We start from the raw sequence: 21,015 nt of genomic DNA on the forward strand, positions 1-21,015 counted from the left end.
GCAAACAACCGCGCAGAAAATCGAATATTGCAAGCGGAAGCGAATGCAGAAGCGCTAAAGGAAAAATATGCGCCCATCACGTCCGTTGAGGATGAAATCTTAAGGCTCAGGGACAAGACAACACGGTTGCAGAAGCAAATCGAAGAGACGCGTAGCTCTTATTCCGACAAGCGCAATATTTTGCGAAAGCTTGAGCAACAAGTCGCAGTTTATGACGAAAAGCTCTCTTTCGCGGAGCTGGGTGTCTATGAGCCACATTTCGATTTCAACGACGCGGACGAATACAAGCAAGAGATTAAACGCATCCGCGACCGTCAGAAAGAAATGGTTTCGGCCAAGACTTCGACCCTATGTCCAACTGACTGGCAATTGGACGGAAGCCGCGCCAAAGGTCAGACGATGATTAACCGCCAGACCCGTCTGACTATGCGCGCCTTTAACAACGAATGCGAAGCGGCAATTGCAAACACGCGCTGGAACAACGTCAACGCGATGGAGAAGCGTGTCCTTAATGCGGCCAAGCAAATCGACAAAGCCAATGAGTCCATGAAGCTGCGTATCAGTGAGCAGTATGTCAGCCTCAAGCTGGACGAGTTGCACGCGACTCATGAGTACCGCGAACGCCTAAAGATCGAGAAAGAAGAGCGCGCGGAGTTGGCCCGCGCGGAACGAGAGGAGAAAAAGCTACTAGCCGAAGCTGAAGCGGCAGAACGTGAAGAGGAAAGGTATCAGAAGCTTTTGGACAAGGCGCGGTCAGAGGCGGGCATAGATGAAAGCCGAATTACGGAGCTGGAAGCCGCTTTGGCCGAAGCACACGCCACAAGCGAACGCGCCCGTGCAATGGCTGAGATGACAAAATCCGGCTATGTCTACATTATTTCGAACATCGGTTCCTTTGGCGAGGATGTCGTCAAGATCGGCCTGACACGGCGGCTGGAACCAGACGACCGAGTAAAAGAGCTTGGTGACGCAAGTGTCCCGTTTGGTTTCGACACCCACGCCATGATCTACTCGGATGAAGCCCCTGCCCTCGAAAGCGCTCTCCACAAAGAGTTTTCGGATCGTCGCGTGAACGCTTCCAACTTACGAAAAGAATTCTTCCGGGTCGGCTTGGAAGAGGTCGAGGACGCGGTGAAGCGTCTTGCCCCGACGGCCAGTTTTTTCTCAGATCGTGAGGCGCAAGAGTGGCATGAAACCCTTTCGCGCCGCAAAGAGGCCTTGAAGGAGATGGCACGACCATCAGACGAATTGCCGGAAGCGATATGACCGTGAAAGCTGGCGTTGGAGCAAATGTAGCGAAAGCTCAATTCGTCCGCCATTTCACCCCGATCTCCTCACCCGCGCAACGGGCACCGTTGCGCCGCGCCGAACCGCCCCCACGGGGCGGCGCGATTGCGCCACCCCTCGGTTCGGCGCTATCTGCATCTATGTCCGGCTATTTGCTTTAGCCGGTTACACAGACGTTGGTCGAAACCTTCAAAAAGATGAGTGTGATGACCCCACCTAAACCGCCCCGCCATGCGCCTTCCGATAGTCCTTCGGGGTCATGCCGGTTTCGCGTTTGAAGGCTTTGTAGAACGCAGAGCGGGAGTTGAAGCCGACATCCATTGCGACGTCGAGGACGGATGCGGTGCCTGCGGTGATGCGGGGTTTTGAGGCTTCGATCCGCCAGCGCGATACGTAGTCAAAGAAGGTTGCGCCGATCTCTTGGTTCAGGGTCTGCGAAACGTGGTTTGGCAGCGCGCCGACCTGCTGAGACAGTTTTTGCAGGGATAGGGCCGGGTCCAGATAGAGCGCGTCTTTTTGCATGGCGGTCTGAAGTCGGTCGGCCAGCTTGGCAGCGTGATCCTGTGTCAGGGCGGAGCGGGCGTATTTGGTCTCTGGCGTGCTTTCCTTGTCCTCGACCTCTGGCGGTGTGTCCGGCGGGTTGATCGGGGCAAAGCTATTCAGGACCATCAAGCCAACCGCGATCAACAGAAGAAAGACCTCTTCGATCAGCCAAGGTCCGCGCGCCAGATTATCACCTGCGATTGACGCGGCCCCAGCGGCCCAGATCATGACCAGAACGGCAATGATCCCATCAATCCAGCGTTGGTCGCGGTCATCGGCATCTGAGAACAGGTCTCTGATCCGTTTGCGATAGGCCGCCAGCCTGTGCAGGATTGCGACCAGATAGGCAAAGGATGCGATCAGCCACAGCATGATCAATCCAAAGGTCAAAAGCGCAAGCGTGGCAGGCCACACACCCGGTGGCAGGTCACCGGCGATGAACATGGTCTCTTTTGCCTCGGTCGAGAGCGTCCAGTACCCGATGCACACAAGCGTCGCTGCCAGCGGCAAGGCGCGGTCGCGCCATGGGATATGTGACGGGGCCTGCCCTGTCTTGGCCGCCACGAAGTGGTAAAGCGCCGGGGGCAGCGCCAGCAGCAGCACAAGCAAGACCGGCATGGTGTGGATCAGCGCCCCAGCCGCGAAGGTTTTCACAATCGGAAGCGCGATCATCCCGATGAAGGACACGTAGACCACAGCAAGGGCGAGCCGTTCTCGGGGCCTGTCTTTGCGCAGCGCAACGCCCAGAAGCCCGGAGAGGGCGAGGCCGAGGCAGAGGCCCGCGAGGGTGAGAAGGGCGGCGTTGCTCATGCCCATTGATACGCGGGAACGGTAGTTTGCATCAACGCAGGTTAGGCGGTCGGAAGAATGTCCTCGCCGTCATGCGTGGACGACAGGACATCTGTGTGCCGCGCATATCCCGTCCAAATTCATTCATCAAAGACGGAAACTGTCATGCCTATCCTAGATACACTTACTCTTGTCGCCCATGTCGTTCTGGGCACCTTGGCTGTTCTTGTGGGGGCCATTGCGCTTGGCTCTCGCAAGGGGCGCAGGGTTCATGTCACCGCCGGTCGCGTGTTTGTCATCAGCATGGGGGCGGCATCGGTCCTGGGTGCCGTGCTCGGTGCGCTGAACTACCAAACGCTATGGATCACGGTGCATGCGGGCATTCTTGGCGCGACGCTTGTGGCCAGCGGTGTCCTCGCTGTGCGGATCTGCGTGCCGGGGATCAAGAGCTGGGTCATCGTGCTGGCCGTGGTGAACGCCCTAAATGCTGCGGCGCTTTTCGGGACCGGGTGGTATGCCAAGACGCTGCCGGATGCGCGGCTCTATGGCTTTGTGGCTGAGGATTACTTCTTTCTATTCGGCTTGGCGGCGATTGCCGGTGTCGGTGATTTGTACCTGTGCTTTGCCCGGCAGGTGTCCGACCGGCACCGGGTGGCCCAGCATCTGCTGCGGATGTGTATCGGGTTCTTTATCGCGGCAGGCTCTGCCTTTACCGGACCGGGCGCGTCGGCCTTTCCCGAGGCTGTGCAGGCCTCTGGCCTTCTGTCCCTGCCGGAAGCAATCATTGCGCTTCTGATGCTGTTCTGGTTGTGGAGGACCCTGCGCCGCCCGCGCCGTTTGGTGGCCCACCAGTAGGGCCTGTGTGCTGCCCCATTGGGGCCAGCACACCGCTTCACCCTTGATTTGAAGACCTGTTTCGTGCTCCGCTTCCGCCCGTGTAAATGAAAACGGTGCCGCCATCCGGTGAGACGCTGAGACATACACGGTTGGGCAGGTATATTATGCGATTTTTGTTGGTCATTTGGCTGATCTGTTGTGGCGTAGCTGCTGCGGCTCAGGACGTGCTGATCATTGGTGACAGCATGTTGAGTATTCACCAGAAGAAAGACGGTGGAATAGAAGAAATCATCACCCGAGAGACAGGTCTGTCGGTTGAGATACTCGCCTCGGCAGGCGCACCGGTGGTGCCTGCGAAAGGGGCAAAGCGGCTCTTGTCAGGCAAGCCGGTCATTCAACAGCTTGGAGAACGTGACGCGCCGATTGTCGTGGTGAACGGCGGGGCGAATGATCTGGCGTTGCAATGTCGTTGCGGGGAATGCGGGCCAACGCTTGAGGGGATCTTGTCCTCGGACAGCGGCGGGGCGCTGGGCACCTTGATGCGCGACCTGCGGGACCGGGGCAGCAAGGTGTTTCTGGTTGGCTATTACGCGTGGGCCCCGGGTGGGCGCGCGTATGAAGGGTGCCGTACCTATCTTGAGGAACTGGACAGGCGCATGGTGGAGACCGCCAATCGGCTAGAGGGTGTGACCTATGTCAGCACCAGAGAGGCGATTGATCCCGAGAACCCCGAACACTTTAAGGCCGATGGGATTCACCCCTCGCTGGTCGGGGCAGGGCGGATCGGTCAGGTGCTGGCGGCGGCGATGGTGCGCTAGGCGCTCATCCGGTCCAGAGTTCGGTGCCGGGATGGAACTGGGACCATGCGAACCAGAAGGCCTCGTGACTGCCAAGGTCTGACCCATCGCGGTCTACCGCGCGGAGACCGCCCGCGGCGAGTTCGAGACGGACGTTTTCAAACGTGATGTCGGCGCCTTGTTGCAGGGCGGCGACGGCCTTGGACCGCTGGAACGCCACGGGTGTGCCAGAGGCGGTGATCACGCCAATAACGTCTTCATGCACCGACAGCCGGGGGTCGACGTCGCCAACCGGAAAGATCGGACCATTGGCGTCACGGTTGTTGCGGAAGTCGAAGTCGCGGCCAAGCGCGTAGCGTTCAAGCAGGACGCTGGTGTCGGGATGCTGCGCCTTCCATGCGCCCCATGTGGTGGTGATGACCGTCGCCTGTTCCAGTTTTACGCCCTTTTCGGCCAAGGGACCGGTGACGGCGTGGCCAAGGAATGTGTCGAAGACCGAGTAGGTTTCGATATCGTACATGACCTTGTTGGACCGGATCAGAAGGCCAGAGGTGCGCAGGATGGGTCGGGCAACGCCCGGCGGCACATCGTCGGTGAAATAGGCCTGTGCCGCGCCGCAAAGTGTGCAATAGGGGATGCCAAGGTCGCGCCCGCCGAGCGTATCATTGACCATCTCGCGCACCTCCATGATCTGGCGCGGATAGGCGCGGGCCTCACCATTGATTTCGATGCCAAAGACCACGGCGTCGTCGGAGAGCCATGTGGCGTCGTCGGCCGATTCAACCTCGGGATTGTCGGCGGCGGGGATGCAATTGCAGATCTCGTCTGTCTGGTCGTAGGGGCGGTCATCAATGCGGACCCCACCCCAAGACACCATGCGCCAGTCGATGTCACCGGGGACAAAGATCCGATCCCAACCGGGGACAAACTGGGTGAAGATCGCACGTTTAGTGTCGAGGTAACCGGGATAGGACGGGATATCCCAAGCGATCAGGTGGTCCGTGATCGCGCCCCAGCGCTGATGGGTGTTGAGTTCTATGCCAAGCAAGGTGGTCGCCGCGTCAGACAGCGCCGTGTCGAAGGACTGCCGCCATGTGAAGCGCATCATGTCGCTGATGATCCATGCCAGACGCGGATCACCTGAGGCGGCGATGACCTCAAGCGCCTCAGCTTGGACCGAGGTCCATTCAGAGCGTTCCAGACTGTCGACAAAAACGGTGCGGACCGCGTCTTGCAGACGCTGTGACAAGGGGCCTGTGGGGACCGCGGGCGGCGTGCCGTATTCAGCAATCACATAGTCAGGCAGTTCTGTGTCCTGCGCGTTTACCGTGGGTGCCAAGACAAGGAGGGTGAACGTTGCCAAGGCCACGGCGCGCAGAGTGGAGAGAGGAGTGTGTCGCATGGCAGGCCCTTTCGCCCGGATCGGAGTGTGTGCGTATCGTTGCCCAGGACGGCCCGCCGCGCCAATGACTTTCGTTCAGCAAGCGGTGATCAGCGGCGCGCTATTGTTTCAGTCTTGTGGTCTTGGGCATTGATCCGGGCGGGCAGGCATGGTCCCTAGCGGCATGGCGCGTAAGAAGACCTCGAGCAAGACTGCTAAGGCCCCCAAACCCAAGAAGCCGTTTCTCAAACGGTTGCGGCGGCGGGTGGTGCGCGGAACCGTGCTGTTCGTGGTGCTCGCGCTGGGGATTATCGCCTTAGGCGCTGTGCTGAACCCGCCAACCACGCCTTATATCGTCTCAGAGGCGCGACGATTGGGAGAGATCGACCGTGAATGGGTCCCGTTCGAGGATATCGCGCCTATCATGGGGCGGGCGGCTGTCGCGGCGGAGGATGCCAATTTCTGTTTGCATTGGGGATTGGACACCACCGCCATTCGCGACGCATTGGACTCGGGCGCGTTGCGGGGCGGATCGACGATCAGCCAACAGGTCGTGAAAAACGTGTACCTTTGGCATGGTCGGTCGTGGTTCAGAAAAGCGCTAGAGGCTTTGATCACGCCCTATGTCGAAGCGACCTGGTCCAAGCGGCGGATCCTTGAAGTTTATCTCAACGTGGCCGAGTTCGATGAGGGTGTGTTCGGGGTCGAGGCGGCGGCGCGCCACTACTTTGGCGTTGGGCCCGATGCGCTGACGCGGGTGCAGGCGGCGCGTCTGGCTGCGATCCTGCCAAACCCGAAAGGGCGCAGTGCTTCGCGACCCAGCGACAGTGTTCGGCGGCGGGCCGCTCAAATCCTGCAAGGGGCCGATACGATCGACGCTGACGGGCGTGCGGACTGTTTCCAGAGTTGATCCCGCGCCCGTGCTGCGTCATGGATGGAAAAACCCCAATAAAAACCCGAGCACGCCCCAACCGATGAATACGCTGTATCATTCCCCCTTATCCCCGTTCTGCCGCAAGGTCCGTCTGAGCCTTGCCGAAAAGAAGATCGAGGTGGAACTGGTCGAAGAGCGCTATTGGGAACAGCGGCCCGAGTTCATGCGGCGCAATCCGGCGGGCAAGGTGCCTGTGCTGAAGCTGGACGGCAAGACGATGACCGAAAGCGCGGCCATCTGCGAATATCTCGAAGAGGCCTATCCAGAGCCCGCCTTGATGCCACGGGCCAAAGATGCCCGCTTCGAGGTGCGGCGACTGGTGGCTTGGTTTGACGACAAGTTTCATCAAGAGGTGACGTCAAAGCTGCTTTATGAACGGGTGAACAAGAAGGTGATGGGGATGGGCTATCCCGACAGCACCAACGTCAAGGCAGGCGCCAAGGCGGTGAAGTACCATCTGGATTACATGCAGTGGCTCTTGGATCACCGGCGGTGGCTGGCGGGGGACGTAATGACGCTTGCCGATTTCGCGGCGGCTGCGCATCTATCGTCGCTCGACTACATCAGTGACGTCGATTGGAACCGGTCCGAGACGGTCAAAGACTGGTACGCCAAAATCAAATCGCGGCCCGCATTTCGGTCCATTCTGGCGGATGTCGTACCGGGTTTCCCACAGCCGCAGCACTATGCTGATCTCGATTTTTGATTGTGGCGCAGCTGAGCGTATCGCCGTGCCGGGCCGCGACCCGGCCCTCTCGGCAGAATTTGCTACAATTTCGCCTGCCGGGCAGTGGATGCGCGGGCAGCTAGAGCTGCTGTTCCGCGCGAGGCGCTAAGCGTGACGATTGCCAAATCAGACGTCATCAGCCGCGCTATTAACGAAGGCTTCTCCCTCGCCCGGATCACGCGACCCGACGCCGTGCCGGACGTTCCAGACCGCCTGCAAGCCTTCCTTGACGCTGGCTATCACGGTCAAATGGGCTGGCTGGCCGAACGCACCCACTGGCGATCCAACCCTGCCGCGCTCTGGCCCGAGGCACGCAGCATCCTGATGCTGGCCGAGGTCTACACACCCGACGGTGATCCGCTGCACAACCTCGCGCATCCGGACACTGGCAACATCAGCGTCTATGCGCGGCACAAGGACTACCACGACCTCGTGAAGAAACGCCTGAAGCGTGTCGCGCGCTGGATGGTCGAACAGACGGGCTGCGAGGTGAAGGTCTTTGTCGATACGGCTCCGGTACCGGAAAAGGCGCTGGGTCAGGCGGCAGGGCTGGGCTGGCAGGGAAAACACACCAACCTTGTCAGTCGTGACTTGGGCAACTGGTTCTTCATTGGATCGATCTTCACCACGTTGGATTTCGATCCTGATCCGCCTGAAGTCGACCATTGCGGGTCCTGTCGGGCATGTCTCGACATCTGTCCAACTGACGCCTTTCCAGCGCCCTATCAACTGGATGCGCGACGCTGCATTTCCTACCTGACGATCGAGCACAAAGGTCCGATCGACGAAAATCTGCGGCGCGGTCTGGGGAACCGGATCTATGGCTGCGACGATTGTCTGGCGGCGTGTCCGTGGAATAAATTTGCCAAGGACGCGCGTGATATCCGCTACGCGGCGCGCGAGGACTTGAAGGCTCCGAAACTGGCTGAACTGGTGCAGTTGGATGATGCGGGCTTTCGCGCGCGGTTTTCCGGGTCACCCATCAAACGGATCGGCCGCGACCGTTTCGTGCGCAACGTGCTTTATGCCATCGGCAATTCCGGTGACCCTGCATTTCAGCCCTTGATTGAGCCCTTGATGCGTGACGCAGACCCCACAGTTGTGGACGCAGCATGTTGGGCAAGGGGAGAAATTGATAACACTCGACCTAAAATCACGGGTATCGACGCCGTAAGGTCGATATCGGATCGGCGTGACTAAGCACCGCACAAAAACATCGCGGGCGAACTGAGCAGGTACAGGCGCATATGCCAGACTATTCCATATACGTCCTCGATGAGGCGGACATCACACTGTCATCCGGGCAGCTGGATGGTGTGACGCAGGGCGACGGTAGCCACCTTGTTGGGGTGACGCTGACGCTCAATACGCCTGCATTTACCGAAATTTTCATCCGCGACAACGATCCCAATTTTCAGGATAATGACGGTAGCCAGCGGTTGGACGGCGCGCAGGAGATTGACGGGACCACCTATTCCGACGGCACGCGGGTTGAGGCCGAGTATTCGTTCGTTGTGCGCGATACCGATGATCCGCTTTTGACGGAATACACGCTGATTGCCTTTAACGTCCGCAATTCCAGCCCTGCCTACGGCACGGTGGAAGGTCTGGCCTTTATTGGACCGCAAGGGGGTTTCCCGCCGATTGGGGCGAACCTCGAGGTTATTTCGGCCCAAGAGGGGCCAAGCTTTAACGCCGGCGAATATGCCATGCCGATCTGCTTTGATCGGGGCACACGGATCGCGACGCCCGACGGGGTGCGCGCGGTTGAGGATCTGCGCGTCGGGGACATGGTGCAGACGATGGACCACGGTCCGCAACCGATCCGCTGGATCGGACGGCGCAAGGCGTGGGGCGTCGGCAGCTATGCCCCGGTCGAATTCGCCCCCGCAACACTGGGCAATGCATCGACACTGCGCGTGTCGCAGCAGCATCGCATTCTGATCCGTGATCCCAAGGCTGCATTGATGGCGGACTCCTCTGAGGTGCTGGTGGCAGCCAAGGCTTTGGTCGGGCAGCCGGGTGTCAGCGTGTGCGAGAATCGACGGGTCGAGTATTTTCACCTGTTGCTGGACCGGCATGAGATTGTTTGCGCCGATGGCATCTGGTCAGAAAGCCTACATCCCGGGCCAATGGGTCTGGCGTCTTTGCCTGAGGCGATGCGCGCCGATATTCTGAGCCTGATGCCTGAACTGGCAGACGGCAAAGCGAGGCCCACCGCCCGGCCCGTGCTCAGGAATTTTGAGGCGGTTGCAATGTTCGCCGCCTAGGGGGTCAGTTGGTCGTCGGTGCCGCTGGAACCTTGAACGTCAGGTTGGCCCACATCGTATGCCAGACCGCAGCACCTTCTTCGCTGCCGGAGCGTTCTTCAAGGACAACGGAATCCACCTGATACTCAGTACCGGGTGTCACGTTTAGCACGGCAACGCCGTCTTGGTTTGTGCGATAAAGCTGTGTTTCCGTCATGCCGTCGTCACCGCGGGCAAACACCTCGACCTGGGTGTCGGCACGGGGCATGCCATAAAGCAGAACCTTAACGGGCAAGCCTGCGTTCAGGTCATCGGTATAGGGGTTAGCCAGCGCGATGATCTCGGTATCGAGGCCCACATTCAGATCGCGCCCTTCTCCGTCAGCGATCGCGATCAGGGATTTGGCGTAGCGGCGATAGGTTTCAACAAAGCCGGTTTCCGGGAGGCCACGTTCGACATGGCGTTCGAGTGCACCTGCGAAATCCTTGTGCTCGACAAAATTCACGAATTTCTGCCAGTCGCGATAGGTGAGGCGGCTGTCGGTTGTTTCATGGACCACAACGGCCAAACCGTCACCCGGGATCGACCGGGACAGAGCGGGGCGATCGCCCAGCGTGGAGCCGTGTTCAAAGGTTTGCCCTCCGAGCAACACCTCAAAGCGGGCGGTGTTGCGGTCGATATAAGACAATGCTCCACCCTTGAAGGTTTCGCCGACCCTGATATTTGCGAGCAATGGGTCGCCGGTCGCGACCTGATACCGCTCGGGCGATATCCAGAACTCATGCGCCTGTGTTGGCGATGACAGGGTCGCCAGCGTCATGGTGACAAGAGCACCGAAGGTAACGACAGGGAATTTCAGCATGATTTGGTCCTTTGACTGCTGCCAGAAGTTGGCCAAGCGCCGCGCGAAGTCAATGGTCGTTCTGCTCACGTCCTTGTGGGTCATGGCCTTGGCTGGCGAGGTTTCGGCACATGAAATGCAGCCCGGAATCGTCGATCTGCGGATCGAGGAAGACGGCATCGAGATTGACCTGTTGATGAATGTTGAAACCCGTTTCGCGGGGATCGACGCGTCGATCTATACCGACAGTAATGAAGCGCCGGAGGCCGAAGAATACGACCGCTTGCGGGCTTTGCTGCCACAGGCGCTGACCGAACTGACAGAAGATCGCTGGCGCGAGATTGCCGACGGACTGCAGATCAGCGGGATCGGTCCGCTGGAACTTGTGAATGTTGAGGTGCCATTAGAGGCCTTGCCCGAATTGGCGCGCGAAAGCCGACTGACATTCCGCGCGCCAGTGCTGGATGGTGTTGAGGCGGTTCAGTTTGGATGGGCGCAAAGCTTTGGCCCGTTGGTCGTGCGGCAGGTGCGTCCAGACGGTGTGTTTGCAGTGCTTTTGCGTGGCGGAGAACTGTCGCCCGAATTGCCGGTTGGCGGGGTGTTTCAAGAACCTGCGGGTGAGGCCTTTGTCCGCTATGTGGTCGAGGGGTTTGAGCACATCATTCCCAAAGGGCTCGATCACATCCTGTTTGTGTTGGGGCTTTTCTTTTTCGCGCTGGCATGGTCGCCGCTGCTTTGGCAGGTGACGGCGTTTACAGTGGCGCACACTGTGACCCTTGCGTTGGCGACTTTGGGGCTGATCACGATCCCTGCCGCTTGGATGTGGCTCGTCGAGGCGCTGATTGCTCTGTCGATCACCTATGTCGCTGTCGAAAACATTCTGCGGCCAAAACTTGGTTGGTGGCGTCCAGCCATTGTGTTCGGATTTGGCCTTTTGCACGGCTTGGGCTTTGCCAGCGTTCTGGGTGATCTTGGGCTGGCACAGGGACAGTTCCTCGTGTCGCTGATCGCCTTCAACATCGGCGTCGAGATTGGGCAACTCGCGGTGATCCTTGCGGCGTTTGTTGTCCTTATTCTCGCGGTTCAGATCGCGCGCCGGGTGACCCATGAGGGTGTCGAGGCGTGGGTCGAGGAACTGCCTGTGATGTATCGCGCCGTATCGCTCTTCGGGTCAATCACGATCGCCGTGATTGGTGCGTGGTGGTTCATCGAACGGGCTTTCCTTTAGACATCAGGCAAAAGGCGGGTCGAGGTCAGGATTGTATCAATCCACCTGCCGATGGTTGCTCTTGGGTCTTGTGAGGTTTTGAAGACAGCATGAGCTCTATTTTACGCGGCAGCCTTTTGATCTCGGCGGCGATGCTGATCTTTACGGTCATGTCGGCGTTCATCAAGGCAACCGCGCCAGAGGTGCCAGCCGGGCAATCCATGTTCTTTCGTGCGGCGTTTGCGATCCCTGTTATTCTGGTTTGGCTTTGGTGGGACGGGGCCTTGCCGTCAGGACTAAAGACGCAAAACTGGGTCAGCCATGCCAAGCGCGGGATTGTAGGATCCTGCGCCATGGGGCTTGGGTTCTGGGGGTTGGGTCTGATCCCGTTGCCCGAAGCCGCCGCGATCCGATTTGCAACGCCGATCATCCTTGTGGTCCTCGCGGCCGTGATGCTTGGCGAACGCATCCGGATGTTTCGGATATCTGCGGTTTTTATGGGTCTGATCGGCGTTCTGATCATCCTGTGGCCACGTCTGGGCGCAGGATTATCGGATGGGGCGACGCTGGGGGCCATGGTCACGCTGGCCTCTGCCGCCTTGGCTGCGCTTGCGCAGGTCTTTGTCAAAGGGATGGCGGGGCGAGAGACGACGGCGGCAATAGTGTTCTATTTCTCTTTGACAGCGGCAACACTGTCTTTGGTGACCGTGCCCTATTGGGTATGGCCGTCTTTTGAGAATTGGCTCTTCCTGATCGGCGCGGGGATCATCGGTGGATTTGGCCAGATTTGCCTGACTTCAAGCTATAAATACGCCGAAGCCGGAGCGCTGGCCCCGTTCACCTATACGTCGATGCTGTGGTCGGTTTTGATCGGGTGGCTGTGGTTTGCAGAATTGCCGACAGTCTGGATGTTGGCGGGTGGCTCACTGGTGATCGCGGCAGGGGCCTTGATCGTTTGGCGCGAGCGGGCTCTGGGTCAGGACCGAACTGCCCGGCGCAAGGTTCGGGCAAAGGGCATCCAATAAAAAGGGCCGCCGAAGCGACCCTTTGAACTGTTATTCGCGTACCAGCTTTTCGTAGCCTTCGGCGATGTCCTTGGTCAGCGCGCCGACTTCGAAGTTATAGTCGCCGATCTGGCCCACCGGGGTCACTTCTGCGGCGGTGCCGGTGAGCCAGCATTGCTCAAACCCTTCCAGCTCTTCTGGCATGATGTGGCGTTCGTGGACCTTGATCTGGCGGTCTTTCAACATGCCGATCACGGTTTGGCGGGTGATGCCATTGAGGAAGCAGTCCGGGTCGGGTGTGTGGACCTCACCGTCTTTGACGAAGAAGATGTTGGCCCCTGTCGCCTCGGCCACGTAGCCGCGATAGTCGAACATCATGGCGTCTGAGCAGCCTTTGGCCTCGGCGGCGTGTTTCGACATGGTGCAGATCATGTAGAGACCCGATGCCTTGGCTTTGCACGGGATCGTTGCCGGGTCCGGGCGGCGCCATTTTGCGATGTCGAGCTTGGCGCCCTTCATCTTGGCGTCGCCATAGTAGGCGCCCCATTCCCAAGCGGCCACAGCCATGCGGACCGGGTTGCGCGCGGACGCGACACCCATGTCTTCGCCCGAGCCGCGCCATGCCAACACGCGCACATAGGCGTCGGACAGGCCAGAGGCTTTCATCACCTCATCCTTAGCGGCTTCGATTTCGTCGACGGTGTAAGGAATCTGGCAATCGAGCATGTTGCCTGAATCAAGCAGGCGCTGCGAATGTTCACGGCTTTTGAAAATCTTGCCGCCATAGGCGCGCTCGCCCTCGAAGACCGCAGACGCGTAGTGCAACCCGTGGGTCAGAATGTGGACGTTGGCATCCCGCCACGGCACCATTTTGCCGTCCAGCCAGATCAATCCATCGCGATCGTCATATGCACCAGCCATCGTCCTATCCTCCTAATCGGCTTTTGCCATTTTTCGATTATTTCGCTGATACGTCCGCATCGGACACAATGTTGCGCAAAAATCGAGAATTGCTACCGATTGATTCTGGTAATGTCAACAAGGCTGACGTATTCTGAGTAAGAATTAAGCGAGGATGAAACCCGTGGACGATCGTGCGGGGGGCGAAAGCCTGCTGTTCCTGACGGATGACCAGTTGCGCAAGGGCATCGAGGCGATGTTCTTTGCCTATCGCGGTTTCACCGCTGATCCTGATCGCATTCTGGCGGAAAAGGGATATGGCCGCGCCCATCACCGCGCTTTGCATTTCATCAATCGCTCACCCGGGACGACAGTCAACAACCTGCTGAACACGCTGGGTGTTACCAAGCAGTCGCTAAACCGTGTGTTGCGATCCTTGATCGAGGATGGCCTTGTGGTCAGCGCAATAGGGACGCGCGACAAACGTGAGCGGCATTTGACATTGACTGAAGAAGGCCGTGCGCTTGAACAGGCGCTTAGCAATGCGCAACGCGCACGGATGCGGGCGGCTTACAAGGCGGCGGGTCCAGAGGCTGTGCTGGGCTTTCGCGCGGTACTTGAGGCGATGATGGATGCGGATATGCGGCGGCAGTACCGAAAGTTGACCGAGACGCTGGGGCCGGGAGTGTGAGGGCATGAACTGTTATGGAGCTTGATCCGCACCTGCTGATCGTGGACGACGATGAGCGCATTCGCAAACTGCTTCAGAAATATCTGATGCGGAACGGCTTTCTGGTCAGCGCAGCGCGCGACGCGGCACATGCGCGACGGGTGCTGAGCGGTCTCGATTTCGATCTGATTGTTCTGGACGTGATGATGCCCGGTGAAGACGGCGTGTCCCTGACGAAATCGCTACGCGAAACGCGGGAAACCCCGATCCTTTTGTTGACGGCCAAGGCCGAAACCGAAGAACGGATCGCGGGATTGCAGGCCGGTGCAGACGATTATCTGGCCAAGCCGTTCGAGCCGCAGGAATTGCTGCTGAGGATCAACGCGATCTTGCGGCGCATCCCGCAGGAGGAAGCGGCCTCTCCGGTGCCCAAGGTCCTGCATCTTGGGACGCTGCGCTATGACGTTGACAAGGCCGAGATGTGGCAGGGCGATGTGCGCATCCGCCTTACGGCGACCGAGGTTCAGCTGATGCGCATTTTTTCGGCCACGCCGGGCGAAGCGCTAAGCCGATCCAAGCTGGTCGAGGAATTGGGGCGTGATGAAGGGCAGGCGCAAGAACGCGCGGTCGATGTCCAGATCACGCGCTTGCGGCGCAAGATCGAGGCTGATCCGAAACAGCCCCGGTATCTTCAAACGGTTCGGGGTGCAGGGTATTTGTTGCAGCCGGATTAAGGGCTTCGCCCCGCCGTCTGACGACGGCTCCCCAGAGTATTTTGGAAACATAGAAGGATCAGTCGAGGCTGATCTCTGAGGTGCACGGGCCGCCTGTGTGACAGGCGACGATGGCCGCGCGCTGGGCGTCGGTTGCGTCGCCAAAGAACGCGCCGCCGCATGGGCTGAGCGACAGGATATATCCGCTGTCGGTGCGTTCGACAAAGGCAAGACCTGTCATGCCGCTGGTGGCATGGCTGCACCATGGGCCAAAGCATTGGGCGTTGAGTGTGACTGGACCCGACCACCTGTTTTCGAAATCGACACCGTTGAAATAGCTGCCTGAGAAGATCGCCTTCACGAAGGTGTCGGGCGGATTGTTGTTATCGACCGAACGCTTGGGCAAATCAGAGGGGTCAAATGTGAACTGCCCGTCGAGGATCACATAGGCGCGGTCGTCTTCGGCGGCCTGTGTATAGCTGAACTCGACCGAAGGGGCGATGCAGCTGAGCGCCTGCGCGTGGGTCGCAGTGAGCGCAAGAGCCAGTGCTGTGACTATCCGGGTCATAGGAATGGCGCGAATTCGCGCACGACAGCCTGATACACTTCGCGCTTGAACGGCACGATATTGGCGACCAGATCCTGTGAAGGCAGCCACTGCCACTGTGAGAACTCGGGGTCCTTGGTGGCGATGTTGATATCGCTATCGATCCCTTCGAAGCGCATCAGGAACCAGCGCTGTTCCTGACCGCGCCATTTGCCGCCCCAAAGCTTGGGGATCAGGTCGTCTGGCAAGTCATAGCGGACCCATGTCTGGCTTTCTGCCACAAGACTGACTTTGGCGGGTGAGACACCGGTTTCTTCTTCCAGCTCGCGCAGGGCTGCGTCCTTGGGGCTTTCGCCTTTGTCGATGCCACCTTGGGGCATTTGCCATGCGGCGGTCTGGTTGTCGCGCCGCTGACCGACGAACACGTGTTTGTCGGGATTGATCAGCATTACGCCGACATTCTGGCGGTAGGGCAGTTTGGCGATCTGGTCGGGTGTCAGAAGCTTGGTCATGGGGTGTTGATAGGGCGAATGGGCGGTGTGCAAAAGGTTGTTCTTTGCGGGTCGGTCGCGTCGCGTAGGCTGGGTCCATGATTCTGGTGACTGGCAGTTCGGGGCACTTGGGCGAGGCGTTGATGCGTCTGCTTGGCCGGCGTGGTGTGCGCGCGGTCGGAATGGATATCAAACCCGGTCCGTTCACCCATGTTGTTGGATCAATCGCCCACCCGGATTTGGTGGCGGATGTCATGGCGCAAGGCGTTACCGAGGTTCTTCACACCGCGACCTTGCACAAGCCGCATGTCGCAACCCATTCGCGCGCGGCGTTTGTCGAGACGAATGTGCAGGGAACACTGACGTTGTTGGAGGCCGCACGGGACGTGGGTGTTCGGCGGTTTGTGATGACGTCGACGACAAGCGCCTTTGGTGCCGCCTTGGTGGGGCGCAAAGGGCAGGCGGTTTGGATTGATGAAACTGTGCAATCGGTCCCCAAGAACATCTATGGCGTCACCAAGACGGCGGCCGAGGACTTGTGCGAGCTTTTCCACCGGCGCGATGGGATGGAGATTGTCATCCTGCGCACATCTCGGTTCTTCCCGGAAGAGGATGACAGTGCTGCGGCCCGTGCCGAATGGGATGACTGGAACCTCAAGGTGAATGAGTTCCTGCATCGTCGTGTGGACCTCCTTGATGCGGCGACAGCGCACTTGGCGGCGCTGAATGCCGATGTCGGCTTTGGCCGATATGTCATTTCCGCGCCGACGCCGTTTAAACCAACTGATCTCGACGCTTTGGCAACGGATGCAGCGGCGCTCTTGCGCGTGCGGTTTCCGGATGCCGAAGCGCTGTTTGCCGCGCGGGACTGGCGGCTGCCGCCGATGTTGGGTCGTGTGTATGACAGCCGCCTTGCCCAGAAGGAGCTGGGTTGGCGACCACGGATCACCTTTGCGCATCTGCTATTGCAGATGCGGGAGGGCGTGGCGCTGGGGTCGAAACTCGCTCGGGAAGTGGGGACCAAAGGCTACCATGACCGGATATTTGAACGCGGGCCGTATCCGGTGGAGCATGGGTAGACGTGAAAAGGGCGGCCCGATGAGCCGCCCTTTGTTGTGTTGAGTTGTGGCCGTTACTGGACCTGACCTGCCGGGCCCAGTGCCTGCAAACCTTTGAGGATGTCGATGGCATAGGCCAGTTGGTAATCCTCTTCACGGAGGTCTGCGGCGGCCTCGGCGGCGGCGCGTTCCTCTTCGATCAGGCGGCGTTGGTCTTCGCTCAGGCTGTCATTGTCGAGCGAGCCGCGCAGGCTGGCCTCGGAACGGTCGCGGCGCTCTTCCTCTTCGCCTGTATCTTCGACGGGGCGGCGGGGTTGTTCGACGACGATGTCGGGCGAGATGCCAAGCGCCTGAATGGAGCGACCCGATGGCGTGTAGTAGCGCGACGTCGTCAGACGCATGGCACCGCCACCGCGCAACGGCATGATCGACTGCACCGAGCCTTTGCCAAAGCTCTTGGTGCCGATGACCACCGCGCGGCGGTGATCCTGAAGGGCGCCTGCAACGATTTCCGAAGCCGAGGCGGAGCCACCGTTGATCAAGACAACGATGGGTTTGCCTTCGGCCAGATCGTCAGGCGCGGCGTTCCAGCGTTCGGCGTCCTGCGGGGTGCGACCGCGCGTCGAGACGATTTCACCTTTGGTCAGAAACGCGTCAGAGACGGCGACCGCCTGACTGAGCAAACCGCCGGGGTTGTTGCGCAGATCGATGACAAAGCCAGAGACGTTGTCGATACCGCCTTGCTCTTCGACCGCTTCAACGATGCCGTCGCGGAGGTTTTCATAGGTCTGGTCGTTAAAGGTCGACACGCGCAAAACGACGGCTTCACCTTGGGTGCGGGTGCGCACCGCGGTCAGCTTGATTGTGTCGCGGATGATGGACACGTCGAAGGGTTCATCTTCGCCCTCGCGGACGATGGTCACGATGATTTCCGACCCAACCGGGCCGCGCATCATTTCGACCGCTTCGTCCAGCGTTAGGCCCAAAAGACCCTCACCGTCGACATGGGTGATGAAATCGCCCGCTTCGACGCCTGCCTCATCTGCAGGTGTGCCGTCCATCGGGGCGACGATTTTCACAAAGCCTTCTTCCTGTGTGACTTCGATACCCAGACCGCCAAACTCACCACGTGTCTGAACACGCATGTCTGAGGCATCCTGTGGCGACAGGTAAGAGGAATGCGGATCAAGCGATGTGAGCATGCCGTTGATGGCTGCTTCGATCAGATCGCCTTCTTCGACTTCTTCGACATATTGCGCGCGGATGCGTTCAAAGATGTCGCCGAATAGGTCGAGTTGTTCATACACACTTGCCTGATCGTCACGGGTCTGGGCCAGCAATGGACCAGCGACCTGCGTGGTGGCCACCGCGCCTGTCAGAATGCCGATCCCTGCCGCCAAGATGAATTTCCGCATAGCTACTCCCTAGCTGTCTCGAACCACGGGGCCGGATCGACCGGCTCGCCCGATTGCCTGACTTCGATATAAAGCGTTTCGCTGCGATCAGTACCAGCACCATCTGCGCCGGAACCCATCAGACCAAGTGGTGCGCCAGTCTGCACCACATCTCCGGTCAGCACATATACCTCAGATAATCCTGCGAGCACCACCAAAAGCTCTTGTGCGGGTTCAAGGATCATCACGTTTCCGTAGTCGAGGAGCGGACCCTGATAACGCACGGTGGCCGCCGCAGGACTGGTGACAAGCGCGCGGGGCCTCGTGGCGAGGATCATGCCGGGACGCGTCACACCAGCGGCATCAGCCTCTTCAAAGGCGCGCAGGAGCGTGCCGCGCACCGGGTCCTTGAGCATGCCAAGCAGTCGCCGGGCGGTGGGCAGTTGCAGCGCCACTTCATCAACGGCGATCTCTGCGACGCCGCTCGCGAAGGCATCCAGCGTTTCAGCGGCCCCGATCAGAACAGCAGTTTTCACTGGATCGGCCGTAAAGCGTTTTGGCAAAGGTGTCCTGTCGGCGATGGCCTGCGCGAGCGTGGCGCGCGCCTCTTGAACCTCGGTTAGTCCATCGCGCAGGCGTGCGGCGGCGTCCTGTTGCAGGATGCGCAGATTTTCAACGTCTTCGAGGTCTCGGCGCAGCACATCGACCTCGGCTTGTAGAACCGGCGTGATCTCGGTCAGGATCATACCTGAGCGCGCCGTGCCCATCGGGCCATCCGGGTGGAGCAGGATTTGTTGTTCTGCAGACTGACCCATGACCTGAAGCACACCCAGCAGGCTTGCGACCTCGGCTTCCTTTGCGTTGAGGCGACGGGTCAGGGTTTCTTCCTGTTGCAATGCGCTGCGCAGACCTGCGCGAATGGCCGCGAGGCCCTGTTCAAAGGCTTTGACCGTTTCAGTGAGTGCGGCGACGCGGTCGCGCGCGCCTTGGGCGGCTTCCAATTGCCGGTTGGCTGCGTCCAGTTGGGCCATGGCGGCGCGTGCTTCGTCCGAGGCGGTGGCCGATACGCTGCCCGCCCCAGCCAGAAGCATGGTGAGAACCCAAAGAAGCTGCCTCATTCGATCAGTGTTCGCCCTGTCATTTCCGGCGGTGTCTCGAGCCCCATCAGCGCCAGCAATGTGGGCGCGAGGTCGGCGAGCCGTCCATTGCGGAGCGTGGCACCTTCCGGCCCGCCGAACAAGATCACGGGGACTGGATTGGTCGTATGAGCGGTGTGTGGCCCACCATCGGTGGGATCAATCATGACTTCGCAATTGCCGTGATCGGCGGTGACAATCATCGCGCCACCGGTTGCAGTCAACGCCTCGACCACCTGACCCAGGCCACGGTCCACGGCTTCGCAGGCGGCGATGGCCGCATCAACATCGCCTGTGTGGCCGACCATGTCCGGGTTAGCAAAGTTGGTGACGATCAGGTCGTAACCTTTGTGGATGGCTTCAACGAACTTGGCGCTCACCTCTGCGGCGGACATCTCGGGTTGCAGATCATAGGTCGCGACCTTGGGGGAGGGTGGCATGAAGCGGTCTTCCCCCGCATAGGGCGTCTCGACCCCGCCATTCAGGAAGAAGGTGACATGCGGGTATTTCTCGGTTTCGGCGAGGCGGAACTGGGTCTTGCCCTGTTTGGCGACCCACTCGCCAAGGGTGTTCACGATCTCACGTTTGGGAAAGGCGGTCGCGAGGTAGCCGTTATGCGCATCGGAATATTCGACCATGCCAAGCTGCGCAGCAAGCGCAGGCCGGTCGCCGGTGTCAAAGGCGTCAAAATCAGGGGCACAGATCGCGGCAAGGATTTCGCGGGCGCGGTCGGCGCGGAAATTCAGGCAAAAGAGGCCGTCCTGAGCGGTCATGCCAGCGTAGTCGCCGATCACTGTGGCGGGGATGAACTCATCCAGTACGTCTTTGCCATAGGCGTTTTCGACGGCCTCAGCGGCGCTGCTGGCCGTTTCGCCCTGACCCAAGACCATGGCGTTGTACGCGGTTGACACCCGTTCCCACCGGTTGTCGCGATCCATCGCGTAGTAGCGGCCCGTGAGGGTGCCGATGGTGGCGCCATCGGGTAGGCTGTCTTGAAGCGTTGCGACATAGGCATCGGCGGATTTCGGGGCTACGTCACGACCGTCGGTCATGGCATGCAGGACAACCGGCACGCCCATGTCCGTCAGCAGTTTCACCGCCGCCTGGATATGGGTGATATGCCCATGCACCCCGCCGTCAGACACCAACCCCATCAGATGCGCGCGCCCGCCGGTTTCCAGCAAGGCATTGCAGAAATCGAGGATGGCATCGTTTTCGAAGAAACTACCATCTTCGATGCTCAGGTCGATCTGGCCAAGGTCCATGGCTACCACACGACCCGCCCCGATATTGGTATGCCCGACCTCGGAATTGCCCATCTGGCCGCTGGGCAGGCCCGCGTCGGGGCCGTGGGTCACCAACTGTGCGTTGGGGCAGGTCGCGCGAAGGCGGTCGAAGGTGGGTGTTGCTGCACGGGCTGGTGCGTTGCCGGGACCGTCGGGCGCGTCGCCCCAGCCATCAAGAATGCACAGGACGACGGGTTTAGGGATGCTCATGGCGCGGACTCCGA

The 21,015-nt window shown here is 59.8% G+C and carries 21 protein-coding genes; 12 read left to right on the top strand and 9 right to left on the bottom strand.

The annotated features are described in order from the left end of the window. The first annotated feature begins 126 nt into the window (after positions 1–126). Positions 127–1,266 carry an SNIPE associated domain-containing protein gene (locus FE702_RS12715; protein ID WP_255449674.1) on the top strand — a complete coding sequence of 380 codons (1,140 nt, stop codon included), beginning with the start codon at positions 127–129 and terminating at the stop codon, positions 1,264–1,266. A gap of 237 nt (positions 1,267–1,503) precedes the next feature. Here the strand turns inward: FE702_RS12715 and FE702_RS12720 are convergent, their stop codons facing one another. Next, positions 1,504–2,640 carry a helix-turn-helix domain-containing protein gene (locus tag FE702_RS12720; RefSeq protein ID WP_186827079.1) on the bottom strand — a complete coding sequence of 379 codons (1,137 nt, stop codon included), beginning with the start codon at positions 2,638–2,640 and terminating at the stop codon, positions 1,504–1,506. 144 nt (positions 2,641–2,784) lie between these two features. Between FE702_RS12720 and FE702_RS12725 the strand changes: the two genes are divergently transcribed. Next, positions 2,785–3,474: a DUF2306 domain-containing protein gene (locus FE702_RS12725; RefSeq protein ID WP_147126682.1), complete on the top strand. Its 690-nt coding sequence runs from the start codon at positions 2,785–2,787 to the stop codon at positions 3,472–3,474. Between the two features lie 146 nt (positions 3,475–3,620). Further along, positions 3,621–4,274 carry an SGNH/GDSL hydrolase family protein gene (locus FE702_RS12730; protein WP_186827080.1) on the top strand — a complete coding sequence of 218 codons (654 nt, stop codon included), beginning with the start codon at positions 3,621–3,623 and terminating at the stop codon, positions 4,272–4,274. Between the two features lie 4 nt (positions 4,275–4,278). Here the strand turns inward: FE702_RS12730 and FE702_RS12735 are convergent, their stop codons facing one another. Beyond that, positions 4,279–5,655, bottom strand: coding sequence for a DUF3179 domain-containing (seleno)protein (locus FE702_RS12735; RefSeq protein ID WP_147126684.1), 1,377 nt, complete (start codon positions 5,653–5,655; stop codon positions 4,279–4,281). Between the two features lie 163 nt (positions 5,656–5,818). Between FE702_RS12735 and mtgA the strand changes: the two genes are divergently transcribed. The 4 genes from mtgA to FE702_RS12755 all read left to right on the top strand — a co-directional run bounded on the left by mtgA (position 5,819) and on the right by FE702_RS12755 (position 9,565). Then, positions 5,819–6,544: a monofunctional biosynthetic peptidoglycan transglycosylase gene (mtgA, locus tag FE702_RS12740; protein ID WP_147126685.1), complete on the top strand. Its 726-nt coding sequence runs from the start codon at positions 5,819–5,821 to the stop codon at positions 6,542–6,544. A 64-nt stretch (positions 6,545–6,608) separates the two neighbouring features. Then, positions 6,609–7,274, top strand: a complete 666-nt coding sequence (gene fzlA / locus FE702_RS12745; RefSeq protein ID WP_147126686.1) for an FtsZ-binding protein FzlA — start codon at positions 6,609–6,611, stop codon at positions 7,272–7,274. Between the two features lie 132 nt (positions 7,275–7,406). Further along, positions 7,407–8,495 (top strand): tRNA epoxyqueuosine(34) reductase QueG, encoded by a 1,089-nt coding sequence (queG, locus tag FE702_RS12750; RefSeq protein WP_147126687.1) that lies wholly within the window; start codon positions 7,407–7,409, stop codon positions 8,493–8,495. 47 nt (positions 8,496–8,542) lie between these two features. Further along, the gene (locus tag FE702_RS12755) at positions 8,543–9,565 is read left to right on the top strand and encodes a Hint domain-containing protein (RefSeq protein ID WP_147126688.1); all 1,023 of its coding nucleotides are present in this window, start codon (positions 8,543–8,545) and stop codon (positions 9,563–9,565) included. Between the two features lie 4 nt (positions 9,566–9,569). Here the strand turns inward: FE702_RS12755 and FE702_RS12760 are convergent, their stop codons facing one another. Further along, positions 9,570–10,406 (bottom strand): DUF4198 domain-containing protein, encoded by an 837-nt coding sequence (locus FE702_RS12760; RefSeq protein ID WP_147126689.1) that lies wholly within the window; start codon positions 10,404–10,406, stop codon positions 9,570–9,572. Between the two features lie 52 nt (positions 10,407–10,458). Here FE702_RS12760 and FE702_RS12765 point away from each other — a divergent pair, with 52 nt between their 5' ends. Together FE702_RS12765 and FE702_RS12770 are read left to right on the top strand one after the other, a co-directional pair. Further along, complete coding sequence (locus tag FE702_RS12765) at positions 10,459–11,613, top strand: HupE/UreJ family protein (protein ID WP_255449675.1); 1,155 nt, start codon at positions 10,459–10,461, stop codon at positions 11,611–11,613. Positions 11,614–11,702: 89 nt separating this feature from the next. Beyond that, entirely contained in the window at positions 11,703–12,617 is a 915-nt protein-coding gene (locus FE702_RS12770; RefSeq protein ID WP_147126690.1) for a DMT family transporter, read from the top strand. Positions 12,618–12,647: 30 nt separating this feature from the next. Here the strand turns inward: FE702_RS12770 and FE702_RS12775 are convergent, their stop codons facing one another. Further along, positions 12,648–13,517, bottom strand: a complete 870-nt coding sequence (locus FE702_RS12775) for a branched-chain amino acid aminotransferase (protein ID WP_147126691.1) — start codon at positions 13,515–13,517, stop codon at positions 12,648–12,650. 154 nt (positions 13,518–13,671) lie between these two features. Between FE702_RS12775 and FE702_RS12780 the strand changes: the two genes are divergently transcribed. Both FE702_RS12780 and FE702_RS12785 read left to right on the top strand, forming a co-directional pair. Further along, positions 13,672–14,187, top strand: a complete 516-nt coding sequence (locus FE702_RS12780) for a MarR family winged helix-turn-helix transcriptional regulator (RefSeq protein WP_147126692.1) — start codon at positions 13,672–13,674, stop codon at positions 14,185–14,187. A 14-nt stretch (positions 14,188–14,201) separates the two neighbouring features. After that, positions 14,202–14,900, top strand: coding sequence for a response regulator (locus FE702_RS12785; RefSeq protein WP_147126693.1), 699 nt, complete (start codon positions 14,202–14,204; stop codon positions 14,898–14,900). Positions 14,901–14,958: 58 nt separating this feature from the next. On the opposite strand, the gene FE702_RS12790 is transcribed toward FE702_RS12785, so the two are convergent. After that, entirely contained in the window at positions 14,959–15,447 is a 489-nt protein-coding gene (locus tag FE702_RS12790) for a hypothetical protein (protein WP_147126694.1), read from the bottom strand. Beyond that, a complete protein-coding gene (locus FE702_RS12795) occupies positions 15,444–15,926 on the bottom strand; it encodes an RNA pyrophosphohydrolase (protein ID WP_147126835.1) in 483 nt (160 codons plus the stop codon). Before FE702_RS12795 ends, FE702_RS12790 begins: the two co-directional genes overlap by 4 nt. Before the next feature lie 89 nt (positions 15,927–16,015). Here FE702_RS12795 and FE702_RS12800 point away from each other — a divergent pair, with 89 nt between their 5' ends. Continuing rightward, entirely contained in the window at positions 16,016–16,996 is a 981-nt protein-coding gene (locus FE702_RS12800; RefSeq protein ID WP_147126695.1) for an NAD-dependent epimerase/dehydratase family protein, read from the top strand. Positions 16,997–17,049: 53 nt separating this feature from the next. Here the strand turns inward: FE702_RS12800 and FE702_RS12805 are convergent, their stop codons facing one another. Genes FE702_RS12805 through gpmI form a run of 3 tightly spaced genes read right to left on the bottom strand, consistent with a single transcriptional unit; the run spans position 17,050 to position 21,001 of the window. Next, positions 17,050–18,390 (bottom strand): S41 family peptidase, encoded by a 1,341-nt coding sequence (locus FE702_RS12805; protein WP_147126696.1) that lies wholly within the window; start codon positions 18,388–18,390, stop codon positions 17,050–17,052. 2 nt (positions 18,391–18,392) lie between these two features. Continuing rightward, the gene (locus FE702_RS12810) at positions 18,393–19,460 is read right to left on the bottom strand and encodes a murein hydrolase activator EnvC family protein (RefSeq protein ID WP_255449677.1); all 1,068 of its coding nucleotides are present in this window, start codon (positions 19,458–19,460) and stop codon (positions 18,393–18,395) included. Between the two features lie 23 nt (positions 19,461–19,483). Continuing rightward, the gene (gpmI, locus tag FE702_RS12815) at positions 19,484–21,001 is read right to left on the bottom strand and encodes a 2,3-bisphosphoglycerate-independent phosphoglycerate mutase (RefSeq protein ID WP_147126698.1); all 1,518 of its coding nucleotides are present in this window, start codon (positions 20,999–21,001) and stop codon (positions 19,484–19,486) included. Between the last annotated feature and the right edge of the window lie 14 nt (positions 21,002–21,015).

Source organism: Shimia ponticola (assembly GCF_007995215.1).
GTDB lineage: Bacteria > Pseudomonadota > Alphaproteobacteria > Rhodobacterales > Rhodobacteraceae > Shimia_B > Shimia_B ponticola.

Bases quoted from the DNA above. Each gene is read 5' to 3' on its own strand.
- FE702_RS12725 (WP_147126682.1), top strand. From the start codon at position 2,785: ATGCCTATCCTAGATACACTTACTCTTGTCGCCCATGTCGTTCTGGGC.
- fzlA (WP_147126686.1), top strand. From the start codon at position 6,609: ATGAATACGCTGTATCATTCCCCCTTATCCCCGTTCTGCCGCAAGGTC.
- FE702_RS12730 (WP_186827080.1), top strand. From the start codon at position 3,621: ATGCGATTTTTGTTGGTCATTTGGCTGATCTGTTGTGGCGTAGCTGCT.
- FE702_RS12755 (WP_147126688.1), top strand. From the start codon at position 8,543: ATGCCAGACTATTCCATATACGTCCTCGATGAGGCGGACATCACACTG.
- FE702_RS12810 (WP_255449677.1), bottom strand. From the start codon at position 19,460: ATGCTTCTGGCTGGGGCGGGCAGCGTATCGGCCACCGCCTCGGACGAA.
- FE702_RS12735 (WP_147126684.1), bottom strand. From the start codon at position 5,655: ATGCGACACACTCCTCTCTCCACTCTGCGCGCCGTGGCCTTGGCAACG.
- FE702_RS12760 (WP_147126689.1), bottom strand. From the start codon at position 10,406: ATGCTGAAATTCCCTGTCGTTACCTTCGGTGCTCTTGTCACCATGACG.
- FE702_RS12790 (WP_147126694.1), bottom strand. From the start codon at position 15,447: ATGACCCGGATAGTCACAGCACTGGCTCTTGCGCTCACTGCGACCCAC.
- FE702_RS12805 (WP_147126696.1), bottom strand. From the start codon at position 18,390: ATGCGGAAATTCATCTTGGCGGCAGGGATCGGCATTCTGACAGGCGCG.
- FE702_RS12785 (WP_147126693.1), top strand. From the start codon at position 14,202: ATGGAGCTTGATCCGCACCTGCTGATCGTGGACGACGATGAGCGCATT.
- FE702_RS12780 (WP_147126692.1), top strand. From the start codon at position 13,672: ATGAAACCCGTGGACGATCGTGCGGGGGGCGAAAGCCTGCTGTTCCTG.
- FE702_RS12775 (WP_147126691.1), bottom strand. From the start codon at position 13,517: ATGGCTGGTGCATATGACGATCGCGATGGATTGATCTGGCTGGACGGC.
- mtgA (WP_147126685.1), top strand. From the start codon at position 5,819: ATGGCGCGTAAGAAGACCTCGAGCAAGACTGCTAAGGCCCCCAAACCC.
- FE702_RS12800 (WP_147126695.1), top strand. From the start codon at position 16,016: ATGATTCTGGTGACTGGCAGTTCGGGGCACTTGGGCGAGGCGTTGATG.
- gpmI (WP_147126698.1), bottom strand. From the start codon at position 21,001: ATGAGCATCCCTAAACCCGTCGTCCTGTGCATTCTTGATGGCTGGGGC.
- FE702_RS12765 (WP_255449675.1), top strand. From the start codon at position 10,459: ATGGTCGTTCTGCTCACGTCCTTGTGGGTCATGGCCTTGGCTGGCGAG.
- FE702_RS12720 (WP_186827079.1), bottom strand. From the start codon at position 2,640: ATGAGCAACGCCGCCCTTCTCACCCTCGCGGGCCTCTGCCTCGGCCTC.
- FE702_RS12770 (WP_147126690.1), top strand. From the start codon at position 11,703: ATGAGCTCTATTTTACGCGGCAGCCTTTTGATCTCGGCGGCGATGCTG.